The organism is Nostoc sp. 106C (assembly GCF_002154725.1).
In the GTDB taxonomy this organism is placed as follows: domain Bacteria; phylum Cyanobacteriota; class Cyanobacteriia; order Cyanobacteriales; family Nostocaceae; genus Aulosira.
Window position 1 is genome coordinate 78,322 of the sequence record NZ_MTAW01000138.1, and the last position, 25,160, is coordinate 103,481.

Here is a 25,160-nt window from a genome sequence, read left to right on the forward strand (position 1 = left end):
TTTCCTTTTTTAATTAAGCGTTCCCTTTGCTTTTAGCAATGATTGCCTCAGCCACGTTGCGAGGCACCTCTTCGTAGTGGCTAAACTCCATTGAGAAGATGCCCCGACCCTGAGTCTTAGACCGGATATCGGTGGCGTAGCCAAACATTTCTGCCAATGGTACTTTAGCAGTTACCTTAGCAAGACCTTGCTCAGACCCCATACCCTCAATTTGTCCACGACGGGAATTGAGGTCACCCATGACATCGCCAAGGTAGTTTTCTGGAACTTCAACCTCGACTTTCATCATAGGCTCTAAAAGGACGGGCGCTGCTTTTGTTACCGCCTCTTTCAAGGCCATAGAGCCGGCGATTTTGAAAGCCATTTCTGAAGAGTCTACATCATGATAAGATCCATCAACCAAAGTCGCTTTGACATCAATTAACGGATAGCCTGCTAAAATACCAGATTCACAGCATTCCTTCATTCCCTGTTCTGCGGGTCCAATGTACTCTTTGGGTACAACACCACCAACAATCTTAGAAACAAATTCAAAGCCGCTGCCTGGTTCTCCTGGCTCCAAATCGATCACAACGTGACCGTATTGACCCTTACCACCACTTTGGCGGATAAATTTACCTTCTACCCTGGAGACTCGTTTACGAATTGTTTCGCGGTAAGCTACTTGCGGCGCACCAACATTCGCTTCCACTTTAAATTCACGTAACATCCGGTCTACCAGAATTTCCAGGTGTAGCTCTCCCATCCCGGCAATCACTGTTTGGTTGGTTTCAGGATCGACACTGACGCGGAAGGTCGGGTCTTCTTCTGAGAGGGATTGCAGAGCCTTGGATAGTTTATCCATATCGTTCTTGGTTTTGGGCTCAACCGCCACCGAGATGACAGGCTCAGGGATGAATAGAGATTCCAGAATCACTGGCGCTCCTTCATCAGTAATGGTGTCACCTGTTAAGGTATCTTTTAAACCCAACGCTGCGCCCAGATCACCAGCCCGCATTTCTTCGACATCTTGTCGTTCATCTGCTTTCAAAATAACTAGGCGGGAGATACGTTCTTTCTTATTCTTGGTAGCGTTGAGAACGTAACTACCTTTCTTCAGGACACCAGAATAAACTCGCACAAAAGTTAGGCGACCATATGGGTCAGCCATAATCTTGAACGCCAAGGCAGATAAGGGTTCGTTATCATCAGCTCGACGTTCAACTGTATCACCGTTGGGCAATGTGCCTTGAATTGCTGGTACATCAATTGGTGCTGGCAGATAATCTACAACCGCATCCAGCATCAGCTGTACGCCCTTATTTTTGAATGCTGAACCACAAAGCACTGGTACAATTGTACCTGCGATTGTTCCTTTGCGCAGAGCAGTCTGAATTTCCGCTTCTGTAAGTTCTTCGCCCTCGAAGTACTTAGTCATTAGATTGTCATCTGTTTCTGCTACCGCTTCTATGAGTTTGGTGCGGTATTCTGCTGACTGCTCTTGCAATTCAGCGGGGATATCAGTTTCCTGAATATCTGTTCCCTGATCGTTGTTGTAAATATAGGCACGCATCCGCACCAGGTCAACGATTCCTTTAAATTCAGTTTCACTACCAATTGGCAGTTGAATGGCAATGGCGTTAGCTCGCAGGCGATCGCGCATTTGCTCGTGAACTCTGTAGAAGTTCGCGCCTGTGCGATCCATTTTGTTAATAAAGGCTATCCGAGGCACTTTATAGCGGTCTGCTTGTCGCCATACAGTTTCTGACTGAGGTTGGACACCACCAACAGAACAAAATACGGCGATTACACCATCCAACACACGCATGGAGCGTTCAACTTCAATAGTGAAGTCAACGTGACCTGGAGTATCGATAATGTTTATTTGATGATCTTTCCAGCTGGTACTAATCGCAGCAGCAGTGATGGTAATCCCTCTCTCCCGCTCCTGCTCCATCCAGTCTGTAACGGCGGTTCCTTCATGGACTTCGCCAATCTTATGAATTATCCCAGAGTAAAACAATATTCTCTCTGTTGTTGTTGTCTTGCCCGCATCTATATGCGCCGCAATACCGATATTGCGTACTCTCTCTAGCGGGATCGTACGTGCCACAGTAGCCTCCTATAGTTTTTGCCTCATGATATCTTGTATATTACTCTTTGTTAAGATTCTATACTTTTACGGAAAACCGTCTGCTTTTTGAAAATCCACGATATATCGCTGTCATGTAGACGATATATCGCTTCTAGACTTAGTAACGATAGTGAGCAAAGGCTTTGTTGGCTTCTGCCATACGGTGTGTTTCTTCCCGCTTCCGAATGGCATTTCCGGTTTCGTTGGCAGCATCCATTAACTCATTAGCTAATTTGCCGGCCATTGTGCGTCCGGGTCTAGAACGAGAAAATTGTACCAGCCAACGTAGTGCTAGGGTAGTACCCCGTTCAGAACGCACTTCCATTGGTACTTGGTAAGTGGCTCCACCAACTCGGCGAGCTTTGACTTCTACTAATGGCGTTGCATTCCGCACTGCTCTTTCAAAGGTTTCTAACGCAGGATTGCCTGTGCGTTCCTCAATTGTTTTTAAGGCATCATAAACAATGCGTGCGGCCAGAGATTTCTTCCCATGACGCATTATTCGCCGCATGATCATGCTAACTAGGCGGCTATTATAAACTGAGTCAGGCGGAACTGGGCGCCTTTGACTTACACCACGACGAGACATACTTCACCCTTAATTCGGTTTTGGCAACGAAATTATATGCTATCAGACACCGGAAACTAAAAGCGGTACGAACCGCCGCTCAGACTTCCTCAATTTTTCCTTTACAGATGCAGCCAGGTAAACTTAATTCACTTGTTACCTGCTACCAGATAAACAAGGCGACAACAATAATAAACCTTAATATCTACATTAAAGTGTTGCTGTCACTTAAATACGATTCGGATTAAAAGTTCCTACACTTGCTCGCTTAGTGCAGGATCTTGATTTGTTGACACAGACACAAGAACTATAACTAATGTTGCGATCGCAAATGCCAGTTTTTTTTCCCTGAGCGCTTTTAGGTTAGACGATTAATCGTACTTTGATGCGATTAATCGCCTAGCTCCTATTTTTTCGCTTCTTTTGGACGCTTGGTTCCATACTTGGAGCGACCTTGCTTACGGTCTTTGACTCCGGCTGTATCTAAGGTTCCACGGATGATGTGGTATCTCACGCCTGGTAGGTCTTTAACCCGACCACCACGAATCATCACAACTGAGTGTTCTTGCAGGTTGTGACCAATGCCTGGAATGTAAGCTGTAACTTCAAATCCAGAAGTTAGCCTTACCCTTGCCACTTTACGTAGTGCTGAGTTAGGCTTTTTAGGCGTAGTTGTGTATACTCTGGTACAAACCCCCCGACGTTGGGGGCATTGCTTCAGAGCTGGAGATTTGGTTTTCTGACGCGCTTTTTCGCGTTCATTACGGATGAGCTGCTGTATTGTTGGCATGAGTTACAGCGCGTAAGCTGCTTAGTGTCTAAGTTTTAACAAATCCTAATTATAACTTTTTTTAAGGTTTCATGTCAATTATTAGTTGTCATTTGCTTCAGTTACGATTGAAAAGTTATTTTTACTACTGATTATTGACTCCTGATGTTTGACTAAAGTCGAAAGAATTACCACAGCCACAGGTAGCGATCGCTTGGGGATTATGGAAGCGAAAGCCACCACCCATGAGATCTTCTGAATAATCAACTGTTAACCCATTAATGTATTTTAAACTTTCTGCATCTACAACTAACTGGATAGCATTCAAATCAAAAACGCGATCGCCAGTTTTTACTGTCTGATCAAAAGACATATCATAAAACCAGCCAGAACAGCCACCTTGTCTAATTGCTAATCGAAACAAAACGTTTTGCGGCTGCTTCAACTTTAATCGCTGAATTTCACTTGTAGCTGCTGGACTTAATTGAATCATAGAATTGATTTTAGAAATTTTAAACCCATCTTTCAGTATTACAGATGCCTTGGCATCAAGGGTACTGGGGACAAGGGAGACAAACAATTTAGAAAGTATTGACCAATGGCAAATGACCATTGACGCGAAATCCCACCTCTTTTGAAGGGGTGGGATGAGCTTAAACAACTTATGACACAACAATACTGCTAAACATTTAATTGGGACTTAACGGCTTTGATCGCCAGTACGGGCATAATCATCTTGATAGCGGACAATATCATCTTCACCCAAGTACTCGCCATTCTGCACTTCAATCAACACCAAGGGAATTACACCAGGATTCTCTAGACGATGCGTTGTACACTGAGGTACATAGGTTGACTGATTATTGCTTAACAACACTTCTGTTTCTCCGCAAACTACCCTAGCTGTACCAGAAACTACAATCCAGTGTTCGCTGCGATGATGATGCATTTGTAAGCTGAGGCGGTGTCCAGGCTTAACTTCGATGCGTTTAATTTTGTATCCGCGCCCTTCTTCCAAAACTGTAAAAGAACCCCAAGGGCGTAACTCAGTTGCAGCAACGCCTCTGGAAGTAATGGCTGAATGTAAGGGCAGAGTGTTCGTTTGTGTTGTTTCTGAAAATTGAACCATAGTGACCTCATTTGAAGACATAACAAACCGTCTGTACTCTATGAACCATTGATGAAAATCTGGCGTTATCGTGCAGTAGCGACAATTAGTACTTGAGCCGCACTTTGCCAAACATAGCAAAATCAACTACTAGGGTGTAAAAGACCATTCATAAAACCAATGCGTCTATACCAATTCTTCATCAACGAAAAGCCAGCTTATTCTCAACTTTAAAAAGGGACTGAGGCAAAAGGGGAGACAAGAATAATCACAAATGCCCCATGCCCAAGACATAATTACTTATTACTTTTGTTCCAAGAAAATACCAATACCGTTATGGACACGTGCAGCCGTACTAGGGGAACGATCAATGAGTTGTCCTCCCAAGTAAAGACTGGTAGAACTACCACCGTCTAAATTGAGAGCATCTACACAACCTAGAAGTTTCATGAGTTGGGCATGTTCTGCCAAAGTAGGGCCAGGACCACCAGCGCGATTATGCACGGCAGCAATCATCAGATTACCTGTGGTATTTGTGCAAATACCGCTGCGAATTGCTTTTTCTGCAATAAAAGCATCACTGAATTTTTCGCCTTTAGCATCAAGGACAATTTGACGATTTTTAACCAGTAATGGCCCTGCACCAATGATATTGGGATAACGGCTAAAGTCATTAGGAACAGTAGCGCTGGTAATGCTGAGTGCAGTACCAATAGGTAATTGCGTAGCAGCATTTACAGCATTACCACGTAAAGTTAGTAGGTAGCCATCGTGAGGAATAGGAAAGCTGGTTTGGCCTGCTTTACCACCTGGAAACTGATTGATAACTTGGTCTTTCTGGACAGTAAGGATGATTTCGTTATCTGTTAAGGGAGCATAAGCTGTTCCCCAAACTGGGGTGTAACGGGCAATACCGCTTTGGACATAAGCACTATTGAGATAAAGAATTGGCAATCGCAGGTTATTAGGAGCAATTAAAGTTTCTTCTAAAGTGAGACGGCCGAAGTAAAATTGCCCAGAATCATCCCAAGCGATCGCTCCGCGGTTGAGTATCGGCCCTGACACCCACTGACCATCCTGACGAATTGCACCCAAAGGCAAGCGATTATTGCGGTTAAAATAACCACCATTAATTGCTGCTGCTGCTGAGTACTTTGGTGCTGTTTGCATTAAGGGAGCAGTACCAGCCAGAGAATTGAGGTTACTTCTAATCGGTTTTAGCGTTAACCCAAAGGCGCGGGGATTAATTTCTAGCCAGACGATTGGAAATCGTTCTGTGCCTAAATTGAAAAACTGCTGTCGCCAGCGCAACCCATTTGCCCAAGCAATATTCTTCTCTACCAACGCATCAGGACGAATATTGATGATTAAGCGATAGGGGTTAGCAAGAGTACTAATCCGGGGAGCCATACCAAAAGGTACGCTTAGGCGAATCACCGTTTGGTTGTTGACTACCTGCACTTGCTTAATTAAAGGTGCTGGTGAAACTGGTGTTGGCAATAATTGTTTGAGGGGATTTAGCAGTGGTGCTGTTGGTAACGGTGTAGTCGGGAGGGGGGTATACCGTTGTATCAAAGCGGGTTCAGCTATTCCATCTAGGGTAATTTTCCACTCTCGATTGGGAGGTCCAGAAGGTTTAGGAGTTGGCGTATCAGGGTCAGGGGGACTTTTAACTGGTAACTCTTGTGATACTTGCCAGGGAGTTGGGCGATCTAAATCTACAAAGATGCTATTGCCCACAGGTTGTTGTCTTTGAAGGATATCTTTGACTATCGCTGCTGGAGTGGTAATCACCAAAATGTTGCCATTGGCTTGGATCTGCCATCCTGCTGTTTGGCTAAAATTCGTAATATCTAGATAGCGATATCCTCTTTGCAGCGAAGCAGATAAAACCAGTGGCGTTGTACTTGGTGAAAACCACTCTACTGGTTGCCTGACAGGATTGTTGGTATTTAATAAATCTACTCCGATTAATTGTCTGAGTGCTCCGTCGGTAAGATGAGTTATCAGGCGATCGCCACCTCCAGGGCGCTGCAACCAAGCTCCTGGCAAAATCCGACCATTAAGCGAAATTTGATTACCAGCGGCCAATACCCTAGGGATAGGAACTTGCGGCGTTTGGGACGTTAAGGTTGTTGATGGTATGGTAAGCGTGGGTAACTGCTGGGCGCTAGTAGCACTGGTAGGATATAAACACAGTGCTGTAGCAATGATTGGCGAAATATTACTCCAAAAGACTCGGCTATAAGCTTGATTGACAAGATGATTGCGGTATTTTGGTCGATCACAATTGGGCATTTTCAACATTATTTGTTAGGTACTTTGGAAAGCTGTCACCCAAAATTTAGGTTTACTTATGATTCAAAATTCTTAAAAAATAGCGAGATGAGCTTTGGAGAAACGTGATACTATATAGAGTGGCTTGTTATCTCTTATAGAAAGAAACAGGCATTTCTTAATAAAACCACTGCAACTCAGTGTTTTAACTGGCACTTCCAGCAGCCAGGACGGTAGTCTTGGTAATCAAGGTTGGATTAAAATATTCCCTCCTCACCGATGTTTGCTACTGTTGCTACTTAAGTGAGGTATAGCTAGTAGTAACGCCAGTGGCAATTAATAAAATCAACAAACATCTAGATAACAACAGAGATATTTAGGAATTGTCAAATGGGCATATAGTGTAATAGGCTGAACTTTATTACCTAATTAGGGTAATTTCGGCAACTTTGGTTTCAGGGTTAGTTATCACTAGCTTTACCTGAAAAATAGGTGTCACCTGGTAAAGAATTGAGAAAATACTTAGCTTCACGATATAAATAAAAAGCTATTAGGGCAAAGGTAATTTGTCTAACTCAGCGTAAACACATAAAAAATAACGCGATTATTTTAACACGGGTGAATGAAAACGTAAAACCGAAGTTAAAATTTTTTTTCCTTAAATTTCGGTGATTCTATTTTTCTCCATTGCGCAATTTGAGAAATTTTTCTCACAAGCAGCGGCAAAATTCGTAACTCAGCATTTCAGGAATAGGCTATGAATAATAAACCAATGAATCAAGTGCAGAAAATGACATTTTCAGATACTGACTCAAGGGATAGTTACCAGGGGCAAAGATGGTTAGTTGAGGAACGAGATGCTTGTGGTGTAGGGTTTATCGCCCATCGCCAGAATTTTGCCAGCCACGAAATAGTGGAAAAAGCTTTAGCTGCTTTGACTTGCTTAGAACACCGGGGTGGTTGCAGTGCCGATCAAGACTCAGGTGATGGTGCAGGGATATTGACAGCGATACCTTGGGAGTTGTTCCAAGAAGACTATATCCAAAGAGGGATAAAAGCTGTATCCACGAGCAATTTAGCTGTGGGAATGATCTTCTTACCGCAAGACCCCGAAGCAGCGCAAAAATCGCGAGCAATGGTTGAGCAAATTGCGGCTGAAGAGAAATTAACTGTACTGGGCTGGCGAGTAGTACCAGTGCAGCCAAATTCATTAGGAGTACAAGCAAAAGAAAATCAACCCGAAATCGAACAAGTTTTTCTATCTTCTGCAAACAAAAGCGGTGAAGAATTAGAAAGGCAATTGTATATTACCCGCCGTCGCATTTTTAAAGCTGCAAAAAACATCTCCGAGGACTTTTACATTTGCTCCTTGTCAAACCGCACAATTGTCTATAAAGGCATGGTACGTTCTGCTGTGTTAGGAGATTTTTATCAAGATTTAAAAAATCCAGCTTACAAAAGTGCTTTTGCTGTCTATCACCGCCGTTTTAGTACCAACACCATGCCTAAGTGGCCCTTAGCCCAACCAATGCGGTTGTTGGGCCATAACGGCGAAATCAACACTTTGTTAGGCAATATCAACTGGATGATGGCACGGGAAGCTAGTTTAGCGCATCCAGTATGGGGCGATCGCATTAATGAATTCAAACCATTAGTTCACATTGATAATAGTGACTCTGCCACTCTAGATAACGTATTTGAATTATTGGTGCGTTCTGGACGCAGTCCTTTGGAAGCCTTGATGATGTTGGTTCCAGAGGCTTATCAAAATCAGCCCTCTTTACAGGACTATCCTGAGATTACCGATTTCTACGAATATTACAGCGGCTTGCAAGAAGCGTGGGATGGTCCAGCACTTTTGGTTTTTAGTGATGGGCAAAAAGTGGGTGCGACATTAGATCGCAATGGCTTAAGACCAGCTCGTTACGCCATCACCAAGGACGACTACATCGTTGTGGCTTCTGAAGCAGGCGTAGTGGATTTCCCAGAAGCTAACATTATTGAAAAAGGCAGGCTTGGCCCTGGGCAGATGATTGCCGTGGATTTAACCACCAATGAAGTGCTGAAGAATTGGGAAATTAAACAGCGCATTGCCAAACAGCACCCTTATGGAGAATGGTTGCGACAGCATCGCCAAGAACTAAAACAATTGGTTAATGGTGAGACAGCGCTGCGGGAGGGTTTCCCTCCGCAGGCGACTGCGTTAGCGCCAGCGGTAGCGACGCAGGAGCGTCACCCGAAGGGTCATGCTTCAGCTACCAATGGGAATGGAAATAGGGCAAATAACAACAATGGCAACGGGCATTCTGCAACTGACAACGGACATCTAACAACTGGAAAAATTGACAGACAAAACTTGCTGCAACATCAAGTTGCCTTTGGTTACACCACAGAAGATGTAGAAATGGTGATTCAGCCAATGGCTATGCAAGGTTCAGAGCCAACTTTCTGTATGGGAGATGATATTCCCCTAGCAGTGTTGTCAGAAAAACCCCACTTGCTTTATGACTATTTCAAACAGCGCTTTGCACAGGTGACAAACCCAGCAATTGATCCTTTACGGGAAAAGCTAGTAATGTCCTTGAAGGTGGAACTGGGTGAGCGGGGTAACTTGTTAGAAGCCAAGCCAGAGTATGCTCGCAGAATCAAACTAGAGTCGCCAGTACTGACCGAGACAGAATTAGAGGCGATTAAACTTTCAGGATTTGCCACGGCTGAATTGTCAACTCTATTTGAAATTGCCACAGGCCCAGAAGGCTTGAAAACAGCAGTTGAAGCTTTACAAGCCAAAGCAGCAGAATCGGTGCGGGCTGGTGCGAAGATTCTGATATTGAGCGATCGCTCGACCTTGGGAACCGAATACAGCTACATTCCCCCACTATTAGCGGTAGGTGCTGTACACCATCACCTAATCCGTGAGGGGTTGCGGATGAAAGCATCGCTAATTGTCAATACTGCCCAGTGTTGGAGTACTCATCACTTTGGTTGTCTGATTGGCTATGGTGCGGGTGCAGTTTGCCCCTATATGGCTTTAGACAGTGTAAGAGATTGGTGGTCTGATCCCAAAACCCAACAGTTTATGACCAGGGGTCAAATTTCCAGCATCACCCTAGAGCAAGCTTTAGCCAACTATCGCAAAGCAGTAGAATCTGGTTTGCTGAAGATTCTCTCCAAAATGGGAATATCTTTACTCTCCAGCTATCAAGCAGCACAAATCTTTGAAGCTATTGGGATTGGTGGAGATTTGTTAGAACTGGGATTCCAGGGTACAACCTCCCGTATTGGTGGCTTGAGTGTGAGCGAACTAGCCACTGAAATACTTTCCTTCCATCACAAGGCTTTCCCAGAACTTACCACCAAGAAGTTAGAAAACTTGGGCTTTGTTCAGTACCGTCGCGGCGGCGAGTACCACATGAATAGCCCCGAACTAGCAAAAGCACTGCATAAGGCTGTAGATGGAAAACAATACGACCACTACGAGGTTTACAAACAACACCTCCAAGGTAGACCAATCACCGCCTTACGCGACTTGCTAGACTTTCAAAGCGATCGCTCGCCAATTCCTTTAGAAGAAGTAGAATCAGTCAGCGAGATTGTCCAACGCTTTTGCACCGGTGGGATGTCTTTGGGCGCTTTGTCACGCGAAGCACACGAAACTTTAGCGATCGCCATGAACAGAATTGGCGGTAAATCCAACTCTGGGGAAGGTGGTGAAGATCCAGTCCGTTACAAAGTTTTAGATGATGTAGACGAATCTGGTCACTCACCCACCCTCCCGCACTTAAAAGGATTGCGGAATGGTGACACTGCTTCTAGTGCGATTAAACAAGTTGCATCGGGACGGTTTGGTGTCACACCAGGTTACTTAGCCAGCGCCAAACAAATTGAAATTAAAATCGCCCAAGGTGCCAAGCCTGGGGAAGGTGGACAACTACCAGGCCCGAAGGTCAGCCCTTATATTGCGATGTTAAGGCGCTCAAAGCCCGGTGTAACGTTGATTTCTCCACCGCCACACCATGATATTTACTCGATTGAAGACTTAGCGCAGCTAATTTTTGACTTGCATCAAATTAATCCCAAAGCTCAAGTATCAGTGAAGCTAGTAGCAGAAATTGGGATTGGGACGATCGCAGCTGGGGTAGCCAAAGCTAACGCCGATATCATTCAGATTTCTGGGCATGATGGTGGTACAGGTGCGTCACCACTGAGTTCGATTAAACACGCTGGTTCACCTTGGGAACTCGGTTTAAGCGAAGTACATCGTGTGCTAATGCAAAACAGCCTGCGCGCTCGCGTGATTCTGCGTGTAGATGGCGGTCTCAAGAGTGGCTGGGATGTGCTAATTGGTGCATTGATGGGCGGCGAAGAATTTGGTTTTGGCTCTATCGCCATGATTGCCGAAGGCTGTATTATGGCGCGGATCTGCCATACAAATAACTGCCCTGTAGGTGTCGCTTCCCAAAAAGAAGAACTGCGGAAGCGGTTCTCCGGAATGCCAGAACATGTGGTTAACTTCTTCTACTTTGTTGCTGAAGAAGTGCGTAGTCTCTTGGCGAAACTAGGCTACCGTTCGCTATCAGAAGTAGTTGGACGTGCAGATTTGTTGAAATTGCGTGAGGATGTAAAACTCACCAAAACCCAATCACTCAATCTCAACTGCTTACTTCAGCTACCAGATACCAAAGATAACCGTAGCTGGTTGGTGCATGAAGAAGTTCATAGCAACGGTGTAGTTGTAGATGACCAATTGCTTGCCGATCCAGATATTCAAGCTGCCATTAGTCACCAGTCTACGGTCAGTAAAACCTTAAAAATCGTCAACACCGACAGAACAGTAGGCGCTCGATTAGCAGGAGCGATCGCTTCTCAATATGGCGATAACGGCTTTGCAGGACAAATTCATCTCAACTTCCAAGGTAGTGTAGGGCAGAGTTTTGGTGCATTCAACCTTCCTGGTATGATTCTCCGGTTGGAAGGAGAAGCCAACGACTATGTAGGCAAAGGAATGCACGGTGGTGAAATCATCATCAAACCTCCAGCTAGCGCAACATATAATCCTGCACAAAATGTGATAGTTGGCAATACCTGCCTCTACGGTGCTACTGGTGGGGTGTTATTTGCCAATGGTTTAGCGGGAGAACGCTTTGCTGTGCGTAACTCCAAAGGCTTAGCAGTCATTGAAGGTGCTGGGGATCACTGCTGTGAATATATGACTGGTGGCGTGATTGTCGTCCTCGGTAAAGTAGGACGCAACGTAGCGGCTGGGATGACTGGCGGACTCGCATACTTCCTGGATGAAGACGGTTCCTTCCCGGATTTAGTTAACAAAGACATTGTTAAAATTCAGCAAGTAAGTACAGAAGCCGGTGAGAAACAATTGCAAGAATTAATTCAAACTCATTGCGATCGCACTGGTTCGCCAAAAGCAAAAATGATTCTGCAAAACTGGCAAGAATTTTTACCGAAATTCTGGCAATTAGTCCCGCCTTCTGAGGCTGACAGTCCAGAAGCAAATCCCCAAATTAAACAGTTGAGCACAGTTTAGTATATTGACTCTAGTCATTAGTCATTAATAAATCACATATGACTAATAACTAGAGTCGTTCTCTTTCCTATTCAACTCGCCCGTCCTAGTTCAAGAATTCTCCCATAAAAGTTAAAGCCCCACTTAATCTTCGGGAAGGGTAACGCCAATACCTGAAGGGAAAGTGGGGTATCTTACTTTTATCAACCTAAATTAACTGAATTATTAGTCAATTTTTCTACCAAATTCTCTTAATTTGTAATTAATAATTACTTCTCTACCGCTATTAGAGTCCTTGTATATTCATTGATCTACTTTGCGGTTTATTTAATAAATATTAAATTCATTTCTCTGGAGAATTGGTATTAGTTAATAGTAATTTACTATTACTTTTTATTTGCAATTAATTTTTGATCTTTATCTTGCATTTCTAAAAGTTCTGGAACAGTAACAAAGCTATAGCCTTGTTTCCGAAAGTCAGCAATAATTGTTGGTAAAGCTTCCACAGTTTGGGAGCGATTACCGCCTCCATCATGCATAAGCACGATACCACCTGGTTTGGCTTCCCTAAATACATTATTAATTAATCGTGGCACACTAGGGCGCGAGTAATCCATAGAGTCAGAAGACCACATGATAATGGCGTACTTGCTATTTTTAGCGTAAGCAGCCACTCCATTATGCATAATTCCTCCTGGTGGTCGAAACAGATTTGTTTTGACGCCTGTAGTTTGAAAAATCAAATCTGTTGTGTGGTCGATTTCATAGGCAGCAGTTTGTGGATTCATAAAATGATACCAATGATGCCAGGTATGATTAGCAACAGTATGTCCTTCAGCTACCACCCGCTTTAAAAGCTCCGGAAAATTCTTTACGTTCTGCCCAACGACAAAAAATGTCGCTTTGATATCATTTTGTTTAAGAATATCCAGCACTTTTGCAGTACTCTCAGGCCAAGGGCCATCATCAAAGGTAAGTGCAATTACTTTTTTTCCTGGACTAATTTTTGCAGCTTCAATAGTTACCCCAAGAAAACTTGGTGGGATAGCATAAGCGAAACCCTTAGCTTTAGCTTGTTGCTGCCAAGTTGTGAGCATTGTCGCCTTTAAGCTTTCAATCCGCTCTTGAGTCCCTACTTTCGCAGAGGTAGCGGTTTCATTTATAGTTTGCTGACTCTGAGCCTCAGAAGCATTTGGTTTGACAAGCATCATCAAGCCAAGACTGAAGCTACCAACTAAAGCAACTAGTGCAATTAATAATCCTTGCGGCCAAAAAAACGACTTATTGTTTTCCACTTAATAGCTCCTTCAAGGTCGAACCATCAGTTACGTATCTGACGGTACGTTATAACATATTTTTTTACACACTTAGATACACAGAGACTATCTGGTAATCTTGAAAAATTGAATCAAGATTAACAGAAATTTAGCAATCAGTCATATAGATATTAAAAGTTCCACTGAAACCCAGATTATGTAGTTAATAGGAACCGTTATCCATACGATATTTGGTACTGTTTCATGTCAACTAGCCAATCCCTGCGGATTGGCTGTTGAATTTGTACCTATAAATAGCTAAAACAAGGAAACAGAAAAATCAGGCGATTTACTGCTCCTTTAAAAGTTATCTTAGTAAGAGTACTGATCTACTCAGACTTCTTGCCTATCAGGGAATTAATTTGCGAACTATTTACCCCTTATTACTTATGCGTCTAAATATCCTGCTTCTATTCAAGAGGTAAGCTATTTAATTAGCGTATTGGGGGGGGGCGGTATCTACCCAAAAAGCATTTAACGACCTATTTAGTTTCATCGGTGACAGAGTATATTGTACTGCTGATAGTGATTTTTTCTTTTTTAAGAAAAAGTTAAATTTTTAGATTTTTGACTGTTACCCTTACCTTCCCTTAAGTAAAGAGACGACTCTAGTAAAATATAGTTTCCCATTACCCAAGTTCAGTTAGTCGTTAACCTAGATACTCTTTACTCATTCATCAAGAAAAATTTTGTTGTCGTCTAAGTTTCTAGATTGTGGCGATCATATGACATGATACTTGAACTGTTAAGTAATTAAGAGTTTACTGTTAAGTAATGAAGAGTTTATGTTAGTGGTAAATAGTTATATTAGCCACTATTAACTATGGTTTATTACTTAATTAATCTGAATATTCAGTTTATTTTTTACTAATAAAAATACTCAATGGTACAGCAAAATTACTTAGAAAATTTATTTTCTCGGGTGTAACTATATCATAAATTGGAAAAAAATTAAATATAAATTCTAGTTGATTATCTACACAATTCGTTATTTAGTATTTTAACTTAATTGGATAGTAGTATATTATACTTAAAACTCAAAAAGCCAGTGCGATCGCATCTCCCTCTAAGCTAGCCATAAATCTTGGGAAAATCTGATAGCAAAGGTTGCTATGAGGATAGCGAAGAAACTCATAATTGCATATCCCCAGCGAGGGTAACGAGCAAGTAACAGCCCAAATCCTACTGACAGTGAGACGATACCGTAAGCATAACGCTCGACAGACAAGGTATTTCCAATATTGAGGATTAATAAAAAAGAACAAAAGCCGTAGACAACAGCAGCTAGAGGAATTTTATTCCTTGAGAGCCATAAAAAATAAATACCACCAAAAACCAACAGAATTTTAATATATGGATCGCCTCCTAATAACCACAGTATTAAATTTAACAAATAAAATCCAAATATCAGCTTGGGAGAACTCAATTTAGAGCGGAAGTACCATAATAAACAACCGCTAACGATAGAGAATGTGAACAGTAAAGGATGTAATGGGTCTTGAATGTGACCAGACTGTGCATTAACTGGACCTATTACAACTAACATCAGGTTATACCACCAACCTTGCCAATCAAACCCTGCTGACGAACGCCATCCTTTTTGTGCATGTACAAAAGCTAAAGCATCGCTAAATTTAATTTGGCAATATAAGCTATAAACCAAAACACCTAATCCCACGGCTAAACTCGCAAGATAAGCCTTTACACCTCTGCGTTCTTTCCATGACACAAACAAAAATGCAGGTATCAGCGCTATTCCTGGGGATCTTACTGCTGTGGATAATGCTCCCCAGAAAGCTACTGAGAGATATTGCTGTTTATCAAAGGCTCGTAAGGCAGCTGTGGTAAATAATAAAAATAACCCTTCAGTGTAAATAACTGTGCCATAAACAGAATAAGGACACCATGCTAAAGTTGCTGTAGCCCACCGTGCTGCATGTGTACCATAATTCTCTTCTACCCAAAGATACAACACGATCAGAGCAGCTAAAAATGCCAAATTATTTAACAACACACCCGCCACTTCAAAAGGCAAGCCGAAACTCATAATAAGATGGATTAATAAAGGAAAAAGTGGGAAGAAAGCAACAGCACTCTGCCCATATTCGTTAGTATATCCATAGCCAAAAGTGGCAATTATCTGATACCAAATACTATCCCATGCAGAAAAAACATTCCAACTAAATGTTGCAGCAATACCATTTTGTGGAGCCGGGAGTAAAGGAGCAATCAATAACATAGCAATGACAATTACTAGACGGCTCAATAACCACATTGCTATGGGAAAAAATAAACTTTTTTTTATTAATTCTTTAAATTTTCTCATTCAAATTTCTCACTGACTAAAATTATTTTTGCTATATCATTTTCAGTTTTAGTTAATTTAAAACAAATATATTTAACCCATCCACTTATCTTGTCCATAGCGTACCCATTGCTGTATTAGAACAAGTGGTGAAATCGAAATTAAACAAAACAGAGTGTTATATTTTGTTTTCCCAGGAATACAGCGATATAAATATCCTATAGCTACGAAGAAGAAAGGCATAGCAAACACATATCTTCCTAAGCTAAATAGGCTACCTTGTGTTAAAAATACGATGACAGAGTGAGCAACCGTAAAATAAATACAAAACCAGAATATATAATTTTTAGATAAGTTTTGCGAATATTTCGATAGAATTAGAGCCTTAAAATTGTTTGGTAATTTATTTTTATTGACTCTAATATAATTAAACAAATACCAAAAAATCAATAAAGGAGGATACAAAAATAATATATTCCACCATATCCTAAACTTAGGTACAAATATGTGTAGCTCAGGCTGAATTAGCTTTAGATATACAAATGTAAGTGACAAACATAAAATAATTAATGGGAGATAAAGCCCTAATAAGTCAATTAGCAAGGTTTTAGGTAAAAATAAAAGTTCTAAATGTAAACCAAAGCTTTTTCCCCACTGGCTCTGATCGTGAAAAGGTGCAAAAAAATCGCCTCTATTCTTCAAACAAAAAGTTCCGTAAGCAGCATATCCTAATAAGGCTGCTACCCATACAGTGAGGCTAAGTTTTAGCTCGTGTTGAGATTTTTGGATATTAGTTAATATAATGCTTAGAGAATTTTTCTTTGATGAGTAACTTTCCCATATACTAATGGTGAACATTGCTGCCGTGGTTGAGAAAAATGTTTGAATTAATATTGGTCGAGTTAAAGACATTAAAAATGTTACAATAAACAAAAAAGATAGTTTTAAATTATTGTTAATTCTTGATTGAGGCAAACACATCCAAATAAAAAATATGCTAAAAAATGTAAATAAACTTTCTGTATAACCTATAATGCGAAATATTGCCATAGGATTGATAGCATAAGCTAAACCTAATAAAAATGCTAAATAAAAACTTTGCAAAGCTATCTGTAAAAGCCAGAAAAATAAAAAAGTCGAAATAAAGAATAAAAAAGTTGCACTTACTAAAAAATAGTGTGCAGCTTGTTCTATTGTCTGAGGATGAAAAATATTACGAATGAGGAATGGCCACAGGGGATAAAAAGCTTTACACGTAGGATTTATAGCCATTTCAGCATAAGCTTCTACGTCCCAATAGTAACTTTTATGGGGTGCAACTGGGGGAATTTCGCGAAATAACCTAGATACAGAAAAGAATTTATGAAAAGCTTCCGGGTAAATTAACATCCCCACAGCAGCACAAAGAATAAAGACAATGCAGATAATTAAAGGTAAGACCCAACTAATAATAGTTTTTTTCTTAGCCATCTATATATGTCTCCCCACCAGGAAATTTACTAAATAGTAAATAACGTTAAAAATAATAACTATTTTTTAATAAATAAATACACATTATCGCGTTGATATTGCAGCTTAAATCTAGAATTAGATTCCAATCTGTTTACTAAACTAATAGCAAACTCTCGATTACTTGCCCAGCCTGGATGGCGAACATTCAATAATACATAATCAAAACTAGTAAAATCTCCTGGTGGTGAATCAGTATTTGTAAACTTAATAAATTCTCGCTCGCTTAAATGAGAAGAAATTTGTGCTGTAGTATAAACATTTCCTTGAGTTGAAACTTGAGAGATTGCTTGTCTTGTGGCTTGCAAATTATCCACAGACTCTAAATATTTTCCACCAAAATGAGTAAATTTTGCCAAACTCAAAAATGCCACTAATGACCATAAAATAATCCCCCGTTTGTTTTGTAGCCATCCCCTACCTTGAGCGAGGCTGGAAATTACAGCTAGTATCAGGAATGGTAGTGCTGGTACAGAATACTGATGTACTAAATCTTTTTGAGGTTGATAGTCTGCAAGAATATTGAGAGCTACACAAGGAATAGCACCAATTAATGGCTGCATACTTTGAGGAGATAGCCCCCAAATCACAGGTGCTACTAGTAGGATTAAATAGCCTAAATTATCTAGAGAAAAAACCTTTGCCAAAATTATTCCAGGCCGAGTCACTAAATTTTTCGCAATGTCTAGCACTGAGTTACCTAAATAGCTGTAACGTCCCACTGCTGCTGCTTCTGCGCCACTGAAAAAAGGAATAATCAGTTGAGTAGCGATCGCAAACCAAACAATACCTGCAAAAATAGCGATCGCACCACATAAACGTCGCTTCTCAAATATCAACAGCCAAACTCCCATCGCCGCAACCGTAAGCGATAAGACAGCTTTACATCCTAAGATCAGAAGAATGCTGGCACAAAACCACCAAATCTGTCCGCCTCTTGCTGCCAAAACTGCCCCTAATAGTGCTGGGATGGCTATAACTTCTGGATGGAAATCAAATAGATTCACATTAAATACTAATGGATACAAAAGGTATACCGCCGCCATTGCTAAGGCTTGGCTGTCCTTTAATCCAGCTTGACGCGCTAGATGCCATGTTGGTAAAGCACCCAATGTCAAAGCAATTGCCTGTACAGCAAATAACCAATAAACACTAGGGTAGATTTTGTACAGTAAAGCTAAGGGATACCATATCCAAGCTGCATGATCCCCAAGGATATGGAAACCCATGAAAGAAGAAATAGGCGATTTTCCTTGGCTAATTAAATAAACTCCCTGATCAAAAATTCCTAAATCAAAGGCAGTTGATTGAAATAATTCATGTCGTAAGCTGCTAGACAGAAATAGAATTAAGGCACTGATACCTATCATCCACCATAGACCACTAAACTTAAGTTTTTCTTTCATAAATATCTAGTTAAATAATTAGATATAGCAGTTATATATCATTTATTAAAAATAAATTACCGCAGAGATGTAAAAAGCAATGAATTATAAAATATCATAACTTGTGTATAAATGCTAAATATTAGCGAATAAATAAACTTCATCACGTTGATATTCTAATTTGATTTCTGGTATATTTTGTAGCTGGTTGACTAAGCTAACTGCTAATTCTTGAGACATAGATAGACCAGGATGATGAGTATTAATTAATATATAATCAAATGTCTTGTAATTAGTTGGTAGAGCATCACGATTAATCAAATAAATAAATTGCCGATGGCTTAAATGGGGTGCTAGTTCATCTGTAGTCAAAACCTTACCTTGAGTTTGTACTAGGGCGATCGCTTCTTGTGTAGCTTGCCAATTATCGAGAGTATTCAAATATTTTCCGGTAAAATAAGTAAATTTTGTTAGGCTTAAAAAAGCAACTAACGACCACAAAATAATAGTTCGTTTGTTTTGCAGCCATCCCCGGCCTGCGGCTAAAGTATTAATTACAGCTAATAAGAGGAACGGTAAAACTGGTAGAGAGTATTGGTGCAGCAATTCTTTTTGAGGTTGGTAGTCAGCTAAAAGATTGATAGCCAGAGAAGGAATAGCGCCAACTAAAGGCGTTACACCTTGAAGTGAAAAACCCCAAATAACAGGTGTTAGCAGCAAAATTAGGTATCCTAGATTTTCGGATGAAAACAAATTTGTGAATATAATCCCTGGTTGATTTAAAAAGTTTTGAGGTATCTCTGAGAAAGATTTACCTAAATAGCTATAGCGCCCAATATGACGTTCTATTGAAGCTGCTTCAGTTCCAAAAAAAGGGATTATGGCTTTAGTGGCAATCACAAACCAAGTAATACCGCTAATAATAGCGATCGCACCAAATAAACGCCGCTTTTCAAATACCAGTAGCCAAATTCCCATAGCCGCAACAGTCAAAGACAAAACTGCTTTACAACCCAAAATTAGAAGGATGCTGGCACAAAACCACCAAATTTTTCCACTTCTAGCTGCCAAAACTGCTCCTAAAAGTGCTGGAACAGCCATGACTTCTGGATGAAAATCAAAAAGGTTGACATTAAAAATTAGCGGATAAAGTAAGTACACAACTACTATTGCTAAAGCTTGGCTATCCTTCAATCCAGCTTGACATGCTAGATACCATGTCGGCAAAGCACCTAATGCTAAAGCAATAGCCTGTACAGCGAATAACCAATAAATACTAGGGTAGATTTTGTAAAGTAAAGCTAAAGGATAGAGAATCCAAGCAGCATGATCGCCAAGAATGTGAAAGCCAATCAAAGAAGAAATAGGTGGTTTTCCCTGACTAATTAAATAAACTGCTTGGTCAAAAATTCCTAAATCCCAAGCCAGCGATTGAAACAACTCATGTCGTAAACTACTGCACGCAAATAAAATTAAGGCGCTGATGCCTATCATCCAACCCACACGACCAAAATCCAGCTTTTTCTCCATGCTAGTCAGAATAATTAACGAAGTTTATCAAAACTAATTTTTATACCTGTTTATTTTTCTCAAATAAATAAATATCATCGCGGTGATATTTTAAGTTAAATTGTTGGTTATTTTTTAACTTATTAGCCAAACTATTAGCAAATTCTTGAGTACTAAAATGATGACGGAGATTCAGTAAGACATAATCAAATACATTTATATCAACAGGTGGGGCAGTTGCATCTGTTAACTTAATTAATGGTCGATAGGCTAAATGAGGAGCAATATTATATGTAGTTAGCACGCTACCTGAAGTTTGAACTAAGGCGATCGCTTCTTTTGTAGCTTGCAGAGTGTCCGAATACCACATTTGTTTTGAGCTAATAAAAGGAATTTTCGCTAAAGCTAAAAACCCTACTAGCGACCAAAGAATAATAGCTCGTTTTTGTTGTAACCATACTCTACCTGCTGCCAAGTTAGCAATTACAGTTAACATCAAAAATGGTAAAACAGGTAGCGAGTAATGGCGAATTAAATCTTTTTGCGATGGATGGTCAGCGAAAATATTGAGTAGCAAACAAGGAATAGCACTAATCAAAGGCGTTAAATTTTGAGGTGCAAGTCCCCAAATGACAGGTACTACTAGTAGCAGCAAATATCCTAAATTAGTTAAAGAAAAAATTTTTTCTAAAATAATTCCTGGTTGCATCAGCAGAATTTTAGCCATTTCTGAAAAAGAGCTTCCTAGATAACTATATCGATAGAAATGACGCTCTAGTAATGCTGCTTCACCACCAAATACAGGGATAATAAATTTGTTTGCGATCGCAAACCAGGCAATACCTGCAAAAATAGCGATCGTACCACATAAACGCTTTTTTTCAAAACAAAGTAACCAAACTCCCATCGCCGCAATTGTCAGAGAGAATACCGCCTTACATCCCAAAACTAAAATAATGCTGAAACAAAACCAACCTATTTTTCCTAACCTTGCGGCTAAAACTGCCCATAACAGTGCTGGAACAGCGATCGTGTCTGGATGAAAATCAAATAAATTGGCGTTATAGACTAATGGATACAGTAGATAAACTACTACCATTGCAAGTCCATGACTGTTTTTCAGTCCAGCCTGACGCGCTAAATACCATATAGGTAAAGCACCTACAGCTAAAGCCGTTGACTGAACAGCAAACAACCAATAAACACTAGGGTAAATTTTGTACAGCAAAGCCAAGGGATACAATATCCAAGCAGCATGATCGGCTAGGATATGAAAATTTAAAAAAGAAGAAATTGGCGGTTGTCCCTGACTAATTAAGTAAACCGCCTGGTCAAAAATTCCTAAATCCCACGCGCCTGAATCAAACTTTTCATGTCTAAAGATGCAGGAGATAAATAAAAACAAAGCACTTATACCAATCATCCAAAACCTAGGATTTTTTAGCCATTTGGATGCTATATATTTAATTTTTCTTGCTTGATTTAGCATCAATTTTAAATTTAATAATTAAGTTATCAAAATTGTGAATTAAATTCCATTCTTGCAGTCATATCTGAGTTTTAAAATATCTTATTTTTAACGAACCGCAAAGAACGCAAAAGACGCAAAGAAGGAAAGAAAAAAAATTACAAATTATTTTTAATTGGTAAAAAAATTAATTTTTTATAAACAAATACACATCATCACGCTGATAACTCAACTTAAATTCGGAGCGATTTTTTAATTGTTGTACCAAGCTGGCAGAAAATTCTGGCTGATAAGACCAAAGTCCAGTGTGGCGAACATTCAGCAAAACATAATCAAACTCTATTAAATCCTTAATTGGAGAATTAGCATCTATTAGCTTGATTGTTTGGCGATGTGTAACATGGGGGGCAATTATATCTGTAGTGTAAATACTGCCTGTTGTTTGAATTTGGGCGATCGCATCTCTTGTAGCTTGCCAAGTATCGAGGTAACTCAAATATTTTGTCCAAAAAAAACCGTATTTACCTAAGCTTAAAAATGCGACTAATGACCACAAAATAATTGCTCGTTTATTTTGCAGTAATCCCTTGCCTGCTGCTAGACTTTTTATCACCGCTAGTAACAGAAACGGCAAAATTGGTAAAGAATATTGAAACACTAAATCTTTTTGATGTTGATAGTCAGCTATCAAATTGATTGCTAAAGGTGGGATAGCCGCTACCAAAGGTGTCATAGCTGGCAGAGAAAGCCCCCAAATTACAGGTACAAACAGCAAAATCAAATAGGAAAGGTTATCAAATGACAGTAACTTTTCTAATACAATTCCTGGTTTAAAAAGAAAAGTTTGAGCCATTTCTGGAAAGGATTTTCCCAAATAGCTATATCGATAAATATGACGTTCTACTGATGCCGCAGAGCCACCAAAATAAGGGATGATTCCTTTGGTAGCGATCGCAAACCAAGCAAGACCACTTAAAAGAGCGATCGCACCGCATAACCTTCGCTTCTCAAATATCAGCAGCCAGATTCCCATTGCCGCAACGCTGAGAGAAAATACCGCTTTACATCCTAATATTATGAAGATGCTGCCACAAAACAACCAAATGTTTCCGCCTCTCGCAGCCAAAACTGCTGCTAAAAGTGCTGGTACAGCTATCACATCCGGATGGAAATCAAACAAATTGATATTAAAAATTACTGGATATAGCAAGTAAGCCGTTGCTACAGCGATAGCTTGACTTTCCTTCAATCCTGCTTGACGAGCTAAATACCAAGTAGGCAAAGTTCCTAATGGCAAAGCAATTGCCTGCACAGCAAATAACCAGTAGACAGTAGGGTAGATTTTGTAAAGTAAAGCCAAGGGATACAAAATCCAAGCAGCATGGTCAGCTAGAACATGAAAGCCAACAAAAGAAGAAATAGGTGGTTTTCCCTGACTAATTAAGTAAACTGCCTGGTCAAAAAATCCTAAATCCCAAGCGCCAGACTGAAATAGCTCGTGTCGTGAGCTGCTACAAGCAAACAAAATTAAGGCGCTAACGCCAATCATCCAACTAACAGGAGCAAGCTGATTCAGTTTTTTTCCCATGCCATCAAGAAGCGATTAAAAATTTAAAGTGGAAAAAACCAGGCTTACCAAGTTGCAATTTAGATATATTACTTGAAAAGGTAGCGCAGCAGATGAGATGGAAAGGCAACGCCAGTTCTTTGCCGACTAGAATTCATACTATCTTTGTATAAGTCAGGATTTCTGATTACAAACCCTAGATAAATATTGACGTTTTGCTTTGATCCTAAGTTGCAACCATTCTAGCGATCGCTTTGATGAAGGAGTCCTCAGCAATTTATAGTGAGAGTTGTCTGTAAATCTTAAACAATTGTGAAAGCTATTACTCTTGTTGGTTCCACTGGCTCTATCGGTACTCAGACTTTAGATATTGTTGCCCAGTACCCAGATCAGTTTCGGATTGTAGGATTGGCAGCGGGGAGTAATGTAGAAATGTTGGCTGCTCAAATTCGGCAGTTTCGACCGCAGATAGCAGCCATTTGTTTAGAAGATAAATTGCCGACGCTGCAAGAAGCAATTAAAGACCTCGATCCCCAGCCAATTCTTCTAGCTGGTGAAGCGGGAGTTATAGAAGTTGCTCGCTACGGCGATGCTGAAACAGTCGTCACTGGTATCGTTGGTTGTGCGGGGTTACTTCCCACCATCGCTGCTATTGAAGTTGGTAAGGATATTGCTTTGGCGAACAAAGAAACTTTGATTGCTGGTGCTCCTGTGGTTTTACCTTTAGTAGAGAAACACGGTGTAAAGCTACTACCAGCCGACTCAGAGCATTCCGCAATATTTCAATGCCTCCAAGGTGTGCCAAAAGGCGGTTTACGGAAGATTTTACTCACTGCTTCTGGTGGAGCTTTCCGGGATTGGGAGGTAGAGAAGTTAGCAGAAGTAACTGTTGCCGATGCTCTTAAGCATCCTAATTGGTCGATGGGACGTAAAATCACCGTAGACTCTGCTACTTTGATGAATAAAGGGTTAGAAGTAATTGAGGCGCATTTTCTATTTGGCTTAGATTATGACCAAATCGAGATTGTCATCCATCCCCAAAGCATTATTCACTCGCTGATTGAACTGCAAGATACTTCAGTTTTAGCTCAACTCGGCTGGCCAGATATGCGCTTACCCCTACTTTATGCTTTATCCTGGCCCGATCGCATCTACACTGACTGGGAACGACTAGATTTGGTGAAAGCTGGAAACTTAACCTTCCGTGAGCCAGACCATCAGAAGTATCCTTGTATGCAAATAGCTTATGCTGTCGGTCGGGCTGGTGGTTCCATGCCGGCTGTATTGAATGCTGCAAATGAACAAGCTGTGGCTTTATTTTTAGAAGAAAAAATTCGCTTTTTAGATATTCCCCGTTGTATCGAATGGGTGTGCGATCGCCATCAAAATGATAACTGTAAAAATCCCTCTTTAGATGACATTTTGGCAGCAGATAAATGGGCAAGACAAGAAGTTTTAACAGCAACTGAAAATTTATCTAGCCAATCGCGGGTAATTTCACTGCGATAAGTAATACCAATTTGAAAAATGATTGCGACAGATGGAAATCTGAAACGCTTATTCAATAGATGTTTCACAATCCGTCTTGGAAAGTTTGCTCAAGTCGGGGAACCCTTTCGGCAATTGCTCATGGGGGAAACCCCCAAGACCGCATTGCCTCACCACGCAACGCCAGTTGTTTTAAACAGGGAAACCCGACGCCAGTTGCTACAACGGAGGGAACCTCCCTCCGGGTTCACCAG

15 protein-coding genes are annotated in these 25,160 nt (G+C 40.7%); 2 read left to right on the top strand and 13 right to left on the bottom strand.

Annotated features, from left to right (window positions below):
• Nucleotides 1–13: 13 nt before the first annotated feature.
• The 6 genes from fusA to BV375_RS21550 form a co-directional block, all read right to left on the bottom strand.
• On the bottom strand, nt 14–2,092 hold the full coding sequence (gene fusA, locus BV375_RS21525; protein ID WP_086764046.1) for an elongation factor G: 2,079 nt from the start codon (nt 2,090–2,092) through the stop codon (nt 14–16).
• 139 nt (nt 2,093–2,231) lie between these two features.
• The gene (gene rpsG / locus BV375_RS21530) at nt 2,232–2,702 is read right to left on the bottom strand and encodes a 30S ribosomal protein S7 (RefSeq protein ID WP_086764047.1); all 471 of its coding nucleotides are present in this window, start codon (nt 2,700–2,702) and stop codon (nt 2,232–2,234) included.
• A 385-nt stretch (nt 2,703–3,087) separates the two neighbouring features.
• Complete coding sequence (rpsL, locus tag BV375_RS21535; RefSeq protein ID WP_086687982.1) at nt 3,088–3,471, bottom strand: 30S ribosomal protein S12; 384 nt, start codon at nt 3,469–3,471, stop codon at nt 3,088–3,090.
• Between the two features lie 124 nt (nt 3,472–3,595).
• A complete protein-coding gene (locus tag BV375_RS21540; protein WP_086764077.1) occupies nt 3,596–3,943 on the bottom strand; it encodes an iron-sulfur cluster assembly accessory protein in 348 nt (115 codons plus the stop codon).
• A gap of 207 nt (nt 3,944–4,150) precedes the next feature.
• Nucleotides 4,151–4,579 (bottom strand): cupin domain-containing protein, encoded by a 429-nt coding sequence (locus BV375_RS21545; protein ID WP_086764049.1) that lies wholly within the window; start codon nt 4,577–4,579, stop codon nt 4,151–4,153.
• 282 nt (nt 4,580–4,861) lie between these two features.
• The gene (locus BV375_RS21550) at nt 4,862–6,856 is read right to left on the bottom strand and encodes a phosphodiester glycosidase family protein (protein WP_243714004.1); all 1,995 of its coding nucleotides are present in this window, start codon (nt 6,854–6,856) and stop codon (nt 4,862–4,864) included.
• Nucleotides 6,857–7,592: 736 nt separating this feature from the next.
• Here BV375_RS21550 and gltB point away from each other — a divergent pair.
• Complete coding sequence (gene gltB / locus BV375_RS21555; protein WP_086764053.1) at nt 7,593–12,380, top strand: glutamate synthase large subunit; 4,788 nt, start codon at nt 7,593–7,595, stop codon at nt 12,378–12,380.
• 365 nt (nt 12,381–12,745) lie between these two features.
• Here gltB and BV375_RS21560 read toward each other — a convergent pair whose 3' ends face one another.
• The 7 genes from BV375_RS21560 to BV375_RS21590 form a co-directional block, all read right to left on the bottom strand.
• Complete coding sequence (locus BV375_RS21560) at nt 12,746–13,654, bottom strand: polysaccharide deacetylase family protein (protein ID WP_086764055.1); 909 nt, start codon at nt 13,652–13,654, stop codon at nt 12,746–12,748.
• A gap of 1,087 nt (nt 13,655–14,741) precedes the next feature.
• Nucleotides 14,742–16,001 (bottom strand): mannosyltransferase family protein, encoded by a 1,260-nt coding sequence (locus BV375_RS21565; protein ID WP_086764057.1) that lies wholly within the window; start codon nt 15,999–16,001, stop codon nt 14,742–14,744.
• 72 nt (nt 16,002–16,073) lie between these two features.
• Nucleotides 16,074–17,450, bottom strand: coding sequence for a mannosyltransferase (locus BV375_RS21570; protein ID WP_086764059.1), 1,377 nt, complete (start codon nt 17,448–17,450; stop codon nt 16,074–16,076).
• 59 nt (nt 17,451–17,509) lie between these two features.
• Complete coding sequence (locus BV375_RS21575) at nt 17,510–18,895, bottom strand: DUF2079 domain-containing protein (protein WP_086764061.1); 1,386 nt, start codon at nt 18,893–18,895, stop codon at nt 17,510–17,512.
• Nucleotides 18,896–19,009: 114 nt separating this feature from the next.
• Nucleotides 19,010–20,404 (bottom strand): DUF2079 domain-containing protein, encoded by a 1,395-nt coding sequence (locus tag BV375_RS21580; RefSeq protein ID WP_086764063.1) that lies wholly within the window; start codon nt 20,402–20,404, stop codon nt 19,010–19,012.
• A gap of 40 nt (nt 20,405–20,444) precedes the next feature.
• Entirely contained in the window at nt 20,445–21,806 is a 1,362-nt protein-coding gene (locus BV375_RS21585; RefSeq protein WP_086764065.1) for a DUF2079 domain-containing protein, read from the bottom strand.
• A gap of 232 nt (nt 21,807–22,038) precedes the next feature.
• On the bottom strand, nt 22,039–23,439 hold the full coding sequence (locus BV375_RS21590) for a DUF2079 domain-containing protein (protein WP_086764067.1): 1,401 nt from the start codon (nt 23,437–23,439) through the stop codon (nt 22,039–22,041).
• 291 nt (nt 23,440–23,730) lie between these two features.
• On the opposite strand from BV375_RS21590, the gene dxr reads away from it, so the two are divergent.
• Nucleotides 23,731–24,927: a 1-deoxy-D-xylulose-5-phosphate reductoisomerase gene (gene dxr, locus BV375_RS21595; protein ID WP_086764069.1), complete on the top strand. Its 1,197-nt coding sequence runs from the start codon at nt 23,731–23,733 to the stop codon at nt 24,925–24,927.
• Nucleotides 24,928–25,160 lie beyond the last annotated feature (233 nt).

Coding starts and splice junctions, on each gene's coding strand:
- rpsG (WP_086764047.1), bottom strand. CDS start 2,702: ATGTCTCGTCGTGGTGTAAGTCAAAGGCGCCCAGTTCCGCCTGACTCA.
- rpsL (WP_086687982.1), bottom strand. CDS start 3,471: ATGCCAACAATACAGCAGCTCATCCGTAATGAACGCGAAAAAGCGCGT.
- BV375_RS21540 (WP_086764077.1), bottom strand. CDS start 3,943: ATGATTCAATTAAGTCCAGCAGCTACAAGTGAAATTCAGCGATTAAAG.
- BV375_RS21545 (WP_086764049.1), bottom strand. CDS start 4,579: ATGGTTCAATTTTCAGAAACAACACAAACGAACACTCTGCCCTTACAT.
- BV375_RS21550 (WP_243714004.1), bottom strand. CDS start 6,856: ATGCCCAATTGTGATCGACCAAAATACCGCAATCATCTTGTCAATCAA.
- gltB (WP_086764053.1), top strand. CDS start 7,593: ATGAATAATAAACCAATGAATCAAGTGCAGAAAATGACATTTTCAGAT.
- BV375_RS21565 (WP_086764057.1), bottom strand. CDS start 16,001: ATGAGAAAATTTAAAGAATTAATAAAAAAAAGTTTATTTTTTCCCATA.
- BV375_RS21570 (WP_086764059.1), bottom strand. CDS start 17,450: ATGGCTAAGAAAAAAACTATTATTAGTTGGGTCTTACCTTTAATTATC.
- BV375_RS21575 (WP_086764061.1), bottom strand. CDS start 18,895: ATGAAAGAAAAACTTAAGTTTAGTGGTCTATGGTGGATGATAGGTATC.
- BV375_RS21580 (WP_086764063.1), bottom strand. CDS start 20,404: ATGGAGAAAAAGCTGGATTTTGGTCGTGTGGGTTGGATGATAGGCATC.
- BV375_RS21585 (WP_086764065.1), bottom strand. CDS start 21,806: ATGATTGGTATAAGTGCTTTGTTTTTATTTATCTCCTGCATCTTTAGA.
- BV375_RS21590 (WP_086764067.1), bottom strand. CDS start 23,439: ATGGGAAAAAAACTGAATCAGCTTGCTCCTGTTAGTTGGATGATTGGC.